We start from the raw sequence: 10,103 nt of genomic DNA, 5'->3' as shown, positions 1-10,103 counted from the left end.
AGCGTGTATAGACGAGAGAGCATCCAGCAACTCGTTATGGGTAACGCCTTCCCGCATGACAATAAGGACTGTATCGTCACCACCGATAGTTCCCAGTACCTCAAAATAATTTTCATTATCAATCAGAACGGTCACGGCTTTCGCATATCCGGGAAGAGTTTTCATCACGGCAATATTTCCTGAAAAATCAATGCTTGAAATGGCGTCCGTCACGATGGCGGAGGCTTTTTCATCGGCTTGTTCATTCTGAATACTGTCCGGGATAATATATATGTAACCTTTATCTTTATGAGGTATTTTAGCTACTCTCATGAATTTAAGATCGCGTGATAACGTACTTTGCGTTGCCTCTACGTTTAGCTCTTTCAGTCTGAACAATAATTCTTCCTGCGAGCAGATCTGTTCGTTCTCAATAAGCTTTCGAATGGCCAACAGGCGTTTCGTTTTATTTCTCATAGGTGTTTATATTACGCCTCACAAAGTTAGGGAAATTTGTTTTATATTCAATACGGGGATATAAAATAAAGAGAGGGTATTGATGTACTTATCTGGGGAGTATAATGGTTTGATAAGTTTTAGAATACGGTGTATTGATGTCCCTATAATCTTAAAAATATTTATTTTCATAAATATGCTTTGTAAATTCATATATTCACCATATTTTTGCATAAAATTTAATTTATAGTTGATTGATTGAATAAATATGCATGAATTAAAGAAAGCCCGTCTCGTTTTAGAAGACGGGACAGTTTATGAGGGAACTTCCTTTGGTTACGAGAAATCGGTGTCCGGGGAAGTTGTTTTTTATACGGCAATGACCGGGTATCCGGAGAGCTTAACAGACCCTTCTTATAAGGGGCAAATTCTGGTTCCGACTTATCCCATGATCGGAAATTACGGGGTCCCGGTCGATGACGAGCGAGACGGAATATCCAAGTTCTTCGAGTCGGATAAGATTCATTGTAAAGCTTTGGTCATTTCGGATTACTCTTCCCGGTATAGTCATTGGAATTCACAAAAAAGTCTCGGAGATTGGTTAAAAGAACAACAGATTCCGGGGCTTTTTGGTATAGATACCCGGGCATTGACTCAAAAGTTAAGGGATCATGGAGCAATGTTGGGTAAAATACTGTTTGACAATGAAGACATACCCTATTATGATCCGAATAAAGATAACATCGTTGCCGAGGTTTCCACGAAAAAGATCATGGAATACGGAAACGGGAAATATAAAGTGGTTCTGGTGGATTGCGGGGTAAAAAACAATATATTGCGATGCTTGTTAAAACGGGATGTTACGGTGAAACGAGTTCCGTGGAATTATGATTTCACGAAAGAAAAATTCGATGGTATCTTTCTTTCTAACGGGCCGGGAGACCCCTCTCGTTGCGAGGAAACGATAGAGCATATACGGAAAGCATTGAAAGGGAATACCCCTATCATGGGTATTTGTCTGGGAAATCAACTCATGGCAAGGGCTGCCGGGGCCTCTACCTATAAATTAAAATATGGACATAGAAGTCACAATCAGCCGGTCATGAACCCCGGTGGAACCCGTTGTTATATTACTTCCCAGAATCATGGATTCGCGATAGATGAGACAACACTTCCCGCTGACTGGGAACCGTTGTTCGTGAACGTAAATGACGGTACAAACGAGGGAATTCAGCACAAGAAAAAACCTTTTTTCTCGGCTCAATTCCATCCAGAAGCATCAAGTGGTCCCGTGGACACGGAGTTTCTTTTTGACAATTTCATTGCTGCAATGAAAACATCGAAGAAGTAATTGAAAACGAGTTAATGATAATGCTGAGAATGGTGAGTATTCCAGCTCCTCCTCTGTTCATAGAGGAGGTGGCACGAAGTGCCAGAGGAGTTATTATTATTTCTATAAACTCCCTCCCCCCTTCGGGGTACTCCCTCTATAAACAGAGGGAGAGTTAGAATACTTATTTTGACGGAAAAAACGAGCAATGAATCTAAAACTTTAAATCTAAAATAAGAATGGGTATAGCAAAGGTATTGCTTCTGGGATCGGGAGCATTGAAGATAGGGGAAGCCGGAGAGTTTGATTATTCCGGATCACAGGCTTTGAAAGCACTTCGGGAAGAAGGTATTTACAGCGTGTTGATAAATCCGAATATAGCCACGGTACAGACATCGGAAGGGGTGGCCGACAAGATATACTATTTACCCGTGACACCGGAATTCGTGGAACAGGTGATCGAGAAGGAACGTCCGGATGGTATTCTTCTCTCTTTTGGGGGACAAACTGCATTGAATTGTGGAGTGGCTCTTTATAAATCGGGTGTTTTAGAAAAGTATAACGTGCAAGTACTCGGAACGCCTGTACAAGCCATCATAGATACCGAAGACCGGGAAATCTTTGCCGGGAAATTGGCAGAAATTAACGTGAAAACACCGAAAAGTATTGCTGCCAGTAATATGGAAGAGGCGTTTGCCGCAGTGGATAAATTAGGTTTTCCGGTGATTATCCGGGCAGCTTACACGCTGGGGGGATTGGGTTCCGGTTTTTGTTCAAATAAAGAAGAGTTGGAACGTTTGGCTGCCAGTGCTTTTTCTTATTCTCCTCAGGTTTTAGTGGAAGAATCTTTGAAGGGATGGAAAGAAGTAGAATACGAGGTGGTACGTGATAAATATGATAATTGTATCACGGTCTGTAACATGGAAAACTTCGATCCGCTGGGAATTCATACCGGGGAAAGTATAGTAGTTGCTCCATCACAGACTTTAAGTAATAGCGAATACCACAAATTGAGATCGATAGCTATAAAAATAATCCGGCATATAGGCATCGTGGGTGAATGTAACGTGCAGTATGCCCTTGATCCGAACTCGGAAGATTATCGGGTAATCGAGGTAAACGCTCGTCTTTCACGGTCCAGTGCATTGGCATCCAAGGCAACCGGCTACCCTTTGGCTTTTGTTGCCGCAAAATTGGGTATGGGATACGGGTTACACGAGATCAAAAACTCGGTAACCAAAGTCACCACGGCATGTTTCGAGCCGGCATTGGATTACGTGGTTTGTAAAATACCTCGCTGGGACTTGAATAAATTCGAGGGAGTTTCCAAAGTGATCGGTTCTTCCATGAAAAGCGTGGGAGAAATCATGGCTATCGGACGATCTTTCGAAGAGGCAATTCAAAAAGGAATCCGGATGATCGGGCAGGGTATGCACGGTTTTGTCGGTAACGTGTTGAAAGCGAAAGATATTGATGAAGAGTTAGTGAACCCGACAGATTCTCGGATATTTGCTATTGCCGGGGCTTTCGACAAGGGATATAGCGTAGAGAAAATTCATGAATTGACGAAAATCGATCATTGGTTTTTACAACGTTTGGAAAACATTCACTTGCTAAAAGAAGAGTTAAGTAAACTTGATAAGGAAACGGATATTAGTGAAGGTCTGTTGCGAAAGGCAAAACAATACGGTTTCTCTGATTTCCAGATCGGTCGATTGACCGTGAAGAATACCTCGTTATCTCACCACGAGAAAATGTTGAAGGTTCGGGATTACCGGAAGAAATTGGGAGTATTACCCTGTGTGAAACAGATTGACACGCTGGCAGGTGAATATCCGGCAATGACAAATTACTTGTATGTCACCTACAACGGGTCCGAAAATGACGTGAAATACGAGCATGACGGGCGTTCCGTGATCGTGTTGGGGTCGGGAGCTTATCGCATCGGTAGTAGCGTGGAATTCGATTGGTGTGGTGTGAGTGCTTTGAATACAATCCGGAAAGCCGGCTATCGTTCGGTGATGATTAATTATAACCCGGAGACAGTCAGTACGGATTACGATACCTGTGATCGTCTCTATTTCGACGAGTTGTCATTCGAACGGGTGATGGATATTATCGAATTGGAAGCACCGAAAGGCGTGATTGTTTCCACGGGTGGCCAGATTCCGAATAACTTGGCTATGCGATTGCATGGTCAACACGTGAATATTTTGGGAACTTCTCCCGAATCTATCGACCGGGCAGAAGATCGTCAGAAATTCTCTACCATGTGTGACGAGTTGGGTATTGACCAGCCCCGGTGGAGCGAATTAACGAGTATAGAGGACATTTATCATTTCGTGGATAAAGTGGGTTTCCCCGTGTTGATTCGTCCTTCTTACGTGCTATCCGGGGCCGCTATGAACGTGGTGTCGAATAAAGATGAGTTATTACATTTCTTGGAGTTAGCAGCAGAGGTATCGAAAGACCATCCTGTTGTGGTATCCGAGTTTATCGAACAGGCGAAAGAGGTCGAGATTGACGCCGTGGCGCAGGAAGGAGAGGTGAAGGCTTACGCTATCAGTGAACATGTTGAATTTGCCGGAGTACATTCCGGTGATGCCACCATCGTGTTCCCTGCCCAGAAGTTGTACATCGAAACTATCCGTCGGATCAAGAAAATAGCCCGTTCCATCGCTAAGGAGTTGAATATATCCGGGCCTTTCAACATGCAGTTCCTCGCTAAGGATAATGATATCAAGGTGATCGAGTGTAATTTGCGGGCATCAAGAAGTTTCCCGTTCGTGTCGAAAGTGTTGAAATACAACTTTATCGATATGGCCACCCGAATCATGTTGGGTGAAAAGGTCGAGGCTTTAAATAAGTCTGTATTTGATTTGGATTACGTGGGAGTGAAGGCATCTCAATTCTCTTTTGCACGGCTTCTGAAAGCCGATCCCGTACTTGGGGTGGATATGGCATCTACCGGGGAAGTGGGTTGTATCGGGGAGAATTATTACGAAGCAATACTGAAAAGTATGCTTTCCGTGGGACATCGAATCCCGAAGAAAAACATACTGATCTCTTCCGGCCCCTTGCGTTCTAAAGTGGAATTGATCAATTCAACCCGTATGTTGATAGAGAAAGGGTTCACTATCTATTCCACGGAAGGAACCGCCAAATTCTTTAAAGAAAACGGTATCGATGTGAATATCTTATACTGGCCGGACGAGGACAAGGAACCGAATATCATGGAGTATTTGCACGACCGGAAAATTGATCTGGCCATCAATATTCCGAAAAACCACACGAAACGGGAGTTGGATAACGGGTATAAAATCCGTCGAGCTGCGGTGGATTACAATATCCCGCTGATCACTAACGCCCGGTTGGCTAGTGCGTTCATCTATGCGATTTGCAAGGTGGATCCGTCGGAGATTGCGATCAAGAGTTGGGACGAATACAGAGAGTATTGAAAGATAAAGACTAAAAATCAAATTGAATCATAATATGCAAAGGGCTGTCTAACAAGATAGTCCTTTCTGATTTTTAAAAACTGTTGTTTTGAATCAGCAATTTTGTATATTTGTATATGAAATTATAAATATAGAAATAGAATTTTGGAAGACGAATGTATAAAGCGGCGAATAAAGATTCCTGACGATTACACGTTTGAGGATTTGAAGAAGGAAATAGATAACGGGGGTAGATTTATTATGTTTCCCTATACTATTTCCATTTTGGCGTTCCCGTTGTCTTTTTTTTCTCCTGCTATTTTGGTAAAAAAGGGGGAATCTATAAGTAAATACAAGTGGCGTTATAATTTGATTTCTTCTATTTTCGGTTGGTGGGGTGTAATTCTTGGGCCTTGGGCGACAGTTAAAAGTATCAGAAGTACGAGCAAAGGCGGGGTGGATGTGACGGATGATGTCTTGTTGAATTTGGATGAAGCAGGTTTTGAGTTACGGGAGTTTGAGTGGAGAGTTTCAAGACAGACTTTTTGTAAGGTTGATAAATGGGATAAGCGAGAATTTATCAAGGCTTTGGCACCTGTTTACGAGAATGATTCTAATATTCGAAAAATTGTAATTGGCTATTATATAGGAGAAAGTTGCGATACGAATGTTTATTGTATAGGTTTGGATTGCGTGTGGAATTTCAATAAATATTATGATATTTTTGGAGCTGCGATATACACTCGTTTCCGGGAAAGTACGGTATTTTTACTTTTGGATCTGAAACAAAATGAGGATTATATGGTTGTGTATTTATTAGAACAGGGTGATGTGATTGTTGATAAAACAATTTGTGAACAGTAGGTCGGATTCAAATATATCTTTTAGTTTTTATCTTTTAGTTTTCTTAATAGATTAATCCGAATGCCCAAAGAGGAATGATATTTTTATATCCGTATTCTATATCATCTTTTACAACATAAGCATTTTCTATCCCTTCAATTTGCTTTTGTGTCTTATTTTTGCCATCAATTTCGAAGGTATATTTACCAATAGTGAAATCTGCTACGGATGATGTGGTAACTTCTTGTGTTGTTCGCATGAAAGAAAAGAACACCGTTTCCCTCACGTTTCCAATATCTGGCGTTGTGTCTGAGATGGCGTATGCAAGATTTGTATCATTAAGATACACCTTGTCAACTTTACCAAGTAGTTTTATTCCTTTGGTATCATTTCGTAATTGGTTGATTACTCCGGCTTTTTCGAGATAGAACATCAAGTCGGGTACGAAATTACGGTTCACGTCTAAATCTCTTGAAAGTTTCGAGAAATTCGGTTTAAAGGGAACACTTTGCGCCACGATATATAATAATTTTTTTAGCTTTTGCGCCGTGGAAATATTCATTTGTGCGAAATTGGGAATATCATTTTCAAGCGTTTGATTTAAAACACTTTTCAAGCGAATGTAATAACCGTCTTCTTTAAAAAACGGGTAATAACCCTGTTGCAGGTACTCTTTAAATAATTGCAACGGTCGTTCCTTATCGTATGGGAATTGTATTTTATTAGATAATATGTCTTCGAATGAATGTACGGGTAATTTTATATTTTTGGCTATATTCAGGTATTCCCTGAATGACAATCCTGTCATATGATATTCTAGTTTACGGCGGCTGAGATCGGCTCCCCCTTGTTCCAGATCAAGAATAGAAGAACCCGTGTATATTACATTTAATCCGGGGATTTGATCATATATATTTTTAATCTCCTTGGACCATGCTTGATATTTATGGATTTCATCAATATATAACTTTTTTCCACCTTGCTGGTAAAATTTCAGTGCAAGCTCATAAAGTGTATTTGTGGAAAAATAGAGATCATCTGCCGTGACAAAAAGAGTTTCGTTAATGTTATCATGGAGTTTTATATGTTGTAATAACAAGGTGGTTTTGCCGACTCCTCTTGCTCCAAGTATTGCCACCAGACGGCTGTTCCATGAAATTTGATCATGTAGATAACGAATGAAATTTGTTGTAGTGTTGTCCAAAAGTAATCTAAATGTTCTATATAGATTTTCCATATTACTGATGTTTTTCAAGTCATTTCTGCAAATATAGGGAAAATTGCATGATATAACAAGCAATGATTTGGTAAAACTGCAAGATATATCTTGCAGTTTTACGGGATGATAATAATTTTTTGGGTATTTGACCTTAAATTGCTAGCTTTGTAATAATCATTATAACAAAAAATAGGTACTTATGACGAGTAAGAAATTGAAAAGAATTCTATATGTTTTCGCGGTTTTAATCATGTTGATACTGGGAATCGTCGTGTGGATGCAATCATCCGGTGGAGTTGTTGAGGAACAGACGTTTACTATTAATAATAAGCAATTGGCCACTTTTGTCTATAACACCGAAACAGAAACTCCCCAAAGGCTACATATCACGGTGAAAGGTTCCTTGGATTGTGATGCTATTTTAACTATAAGAGAAGACGGAGAGACTAGTGGAGTTCGTTCCCGTCGCTCGTTTCCTTTAAAAGCAGGAGAACTGAAAGATCGGGATTTCCAGACGATGTGGACTCATACCGGGATGATCATAGAATTCAAGACAGATGGATGTACCGTTAATGATGTGAAGGTTAAGATTGAGGTGATAGAGTAAATGATTCATAACGATATATTGATTTGCTGATTTAAACTAGCAATTTTTCGAAAATTTGCTGATTTAAATCAGCATTTTTGTATATTTGCATCAATAACATTGATTTTATTACAGTTATGGAACAATTAATTGAACTTTTCCGGCGTTTATTGTTATTGACAGATACATCATATATCCGATATTTGTATGATAAAATTGATTGGTCGGCACGTATGATTGGAATTGTGGGACCTCGGGGAGTGGGGAAAACCACTATGTTGTTACAGCGTATAAAATTAAATCATTCGCTGGATGATACGCTTTTTATTAATGCGGATGACCTGTATTTTGCAGAACATAGACTTTTTGATTTAGCTTCGGATTTTTATAAAAACGGGGGAAGACATCTTTTTATTGATGAAGTGCATAAATATTCGGAGTGGTCTAAGGAACTGAAAATGATATATGATTATTATCCTGATTTTCAGATTATATTCACGGGTTCTTCTATTTTGGATATTTATAAGGGAAATGCAGATTTAAGTCGTCGGGCATTGAGTTACTATTTGCCGGGACTCTCTTTTCGTGAATATTTGAATTTATCGTATGGAATGCAGTTGCCAGCCTATTCTTTAGAGGATATTCTTTCGCACAAAATTGAATTTCCTGAAACAAGGTTACCATTACCTTTATTTAAAGAGTACATGATGAAAGGATATTATCCATTCTTTCGGGATCCTGGTTATGAACAACGCTTGCGGAATGTGATAGGTCTTACGGTAGAGAATGATATTCCTATCTATGCTAGTATGAATATTGCTTCTACAAAAAAAATTCGGCAATTACTTTATATTATTTCTCAAAGTGTACCATTCAAGCCTAATTTTACGAAAATAGGTCAAATGATAGATGTGCATCGTAATCAAGTAACAGATTTCTTGTATTATCTGGAAAGAGCTGGTATAATTGCTCAATTACGTGGTGAAACTGGAGGTATTAGATTATTGGGTAAAGTGGAAAAAGTGTATTTAGATAACACAAATTTGATTTATGCTTTAGCTGAAAATAAATCAGATATAGGAAATATTCGAGAAACGTTTTTTCTTTCCCAGATGAAAGTGTACAATGATGTCTTTTCATCTGAAAAGTCTGATTTCCGGATTGAAAATTTTACTTTTGAGGTTGGAGGCCAAGGAAAACAGCAAAAGCAGATAGAAGGGATAGAAAATGCATATATCGTAAAGGATAACATTGAATATGGATATAAAAATATTATTCCACTGTGGCATTTTGGTTTTAATTACTAGTTTACTTACTTGATTCTTTTTTCAAAAAAACAAATAAAAACATCCTGTGCTAGATCTTCTGAATAATCTCCATTCATGATATAGTGATAGATAAAATTATATATATCAATATAATGGTATTTGAAAATATGTTCAAATTCTTTCTCTTGCATAGTAAGGATTAAAGATACACCTCACAAATATATAAGATAAAATTTTTATTACAAGTATTAAAAATCGTTTTATTTTTTGATCTTGCCTTTCCCTATCTTTTCTCTATCCTTTTTCTATGGTTCCTCTACCACATAAAGTAATCTCGAACATACCGCATACAGAACATGAACACAAATCTATGTTGTTGTTATGTTGTTACTATGTTCATGCTATGTTTATGGTATAGGGAAAGAATAGCCTAACCATGAGCCAAGTATTATGTATTGTCCTGAAAAAAGTTTACAGTAAACTTAGTAAACCAATTTTAGTAAACTACAATTGACAAAAAGATAGTTAACGAATATATAGTTGTTAAATATCATTATTAACAGATTAGATCAATGAAAATTTTTTTTCCAAAAAAGTGATTTTAATTTATAATGTCATATTCGGAAATGGTATGAAACGATAATGTTTCGAAGTATCTTAAATTCAGTGTAAGATCAGACGTGATTTTTAAAAAGATTAGTTTCCAGTGTGAATGAAAAATAGTTTCCATCTGCACTGGAAACTATTCTTTAATAAATAAAGTATTGGTCCTAAAGAATTTTTAATGGATAGATAGATGTTTTGAAAACTTATTAATGGAATGTAAATTGGTTCGTTATCCGTGTAGAATCCGTACATTATCCGTTGAAGACAGGGTGTAGTTAGGGATCAAAGACGTATCACTTTCGAATCAAAGACGTTTCAAAGACGTTCAGCGGGTGTCTTTGATATGGGGGTGAAGGGAATATGGTTATTGTGTGATAGG

7 protein-coding genes are annotated in these 10,103 nt (G+C 38.5%); 5 read left to right on the top strand and 2 right to left on the bottom strand.

The features are described from left to right. Nucleotides 1-456 (bottom strand): arginine repressor (locus tag AB5542_RS00155; protein WP_368242936.1); only part of this gene is annotated, 456 nt, incomplete at its 3' end. A gap of 247 nt (nucleotides 457-703) precedes the next feature. Between AB5542_RS00155 and carA the strand changes: the two genes are divergently transcribed. From carA to AB5542_RS00140, 3 genes are all read left to right on the top strand, one after another. Continuing rightward, nucleotides 704-1,786, top strand: a complete 1,083-nt coding sequence (gene carA, locus AB5542_RS00150) for a glutamine-hydrolyzing carbamoyl-phosphate synthase small subunit (RefSeq protein WP_118305207.1) — start codon at nucleotides 704-706, stop codon at nucleotides 1,784-1,786. A gap of 212 nt (nucleotides 1,787-1,998) precedes the next feature. Then, a complete protein-coding gene (carB, locus tag AB5542_RS00145) occupies nucleotides 1,999-5,223 on the top strand; it encodes a carbamoyl-phosphate synthase (glutamine-hydrolyzing) large subunit (protein ID WP_279038653.1) in 3,225 nt (1,074 codons plus the stop codon). Between the two features lie 144 nt (nucleotides 5,224-5,367). Then, entirely contained in the window at nucleotides 5,368-6,066 is a 699-nt protein-coding gene (locus AB5542_RS00140) for a hypothetical protein (RefSeq protein WP_087419275.1), read from the top strand. Nucleotides 6,067-6,109: 43 nt separating this feature from the next. On the opposite strand, the gene AB5542_RS00135 is transcribed toward AB5542_RS00140, so the two are convergent. Continuing rightward, nucleotides 6,110-7,282 carry an ATP-binding protein gene (locus AB5542_RS00135; RefSeq protein ID WP_288215003.1) on the bottom strand — a complete coding sequence of 391 codons (1,173 nt, stop codon included), beginning with the start codon at nucleotides 7,280-7,282 and terminating at the stop codon, nucleotides 6,110-6,112. Nucleotides 7,283-7,463: 181 nt separating this feature from the next. Here AB5542_RS00135 and AB5542_RS00130 point away from each other — a divergent pair, with 181 nt between their 5' ends. Together AB5542_RS00130 and AB5542_RS00125 are read left to right on the top strand one after the other, a co-directional pair. Beyond that, on the top strand, nucleotides 7,464-7,871 hold the full coding sequence (locus AB5542_RS00130) for a hypothetical protein (protein ID WP_288215002.1): 408 nt from the start codon (nucleotides 7,464-7,466) through the stop codon (nucleotides 7,869-7,871). 116 nt (nucleotides 7,872-7,987) lie between these two features. After that, complete coding sequence (locus AB5542_RS00125) at nucleotides 7,988-9,157, top strand: ATP-binding protein (RefSeq protein ID WP_087419278.1); 1,170 nt, start codon at nucleotides 7,988-7,990, stop codon at nucleotides 9,155-9,157. Nucleotides 9,158-10,103 lie beyond the last annotated feature (946 nt).

The sequence above is a fragment of the Butyricimonas sp. RTP31003st1_G1_RTP31003_210430 genome (assembly GCF_040920905.1).
In the GTDB taxonomy this organism is placed as follows: Bacteria; Bacteroidota; Bacteroidia; order Bacteroidales; family Marinifilaceae; genus Butyricimonas; species Butyricimonas paravirosa.
Note: the sequence above shows the minus strand (reverse complement) of the source record. Positions and strands in the feature narration are given on the sequence as shown.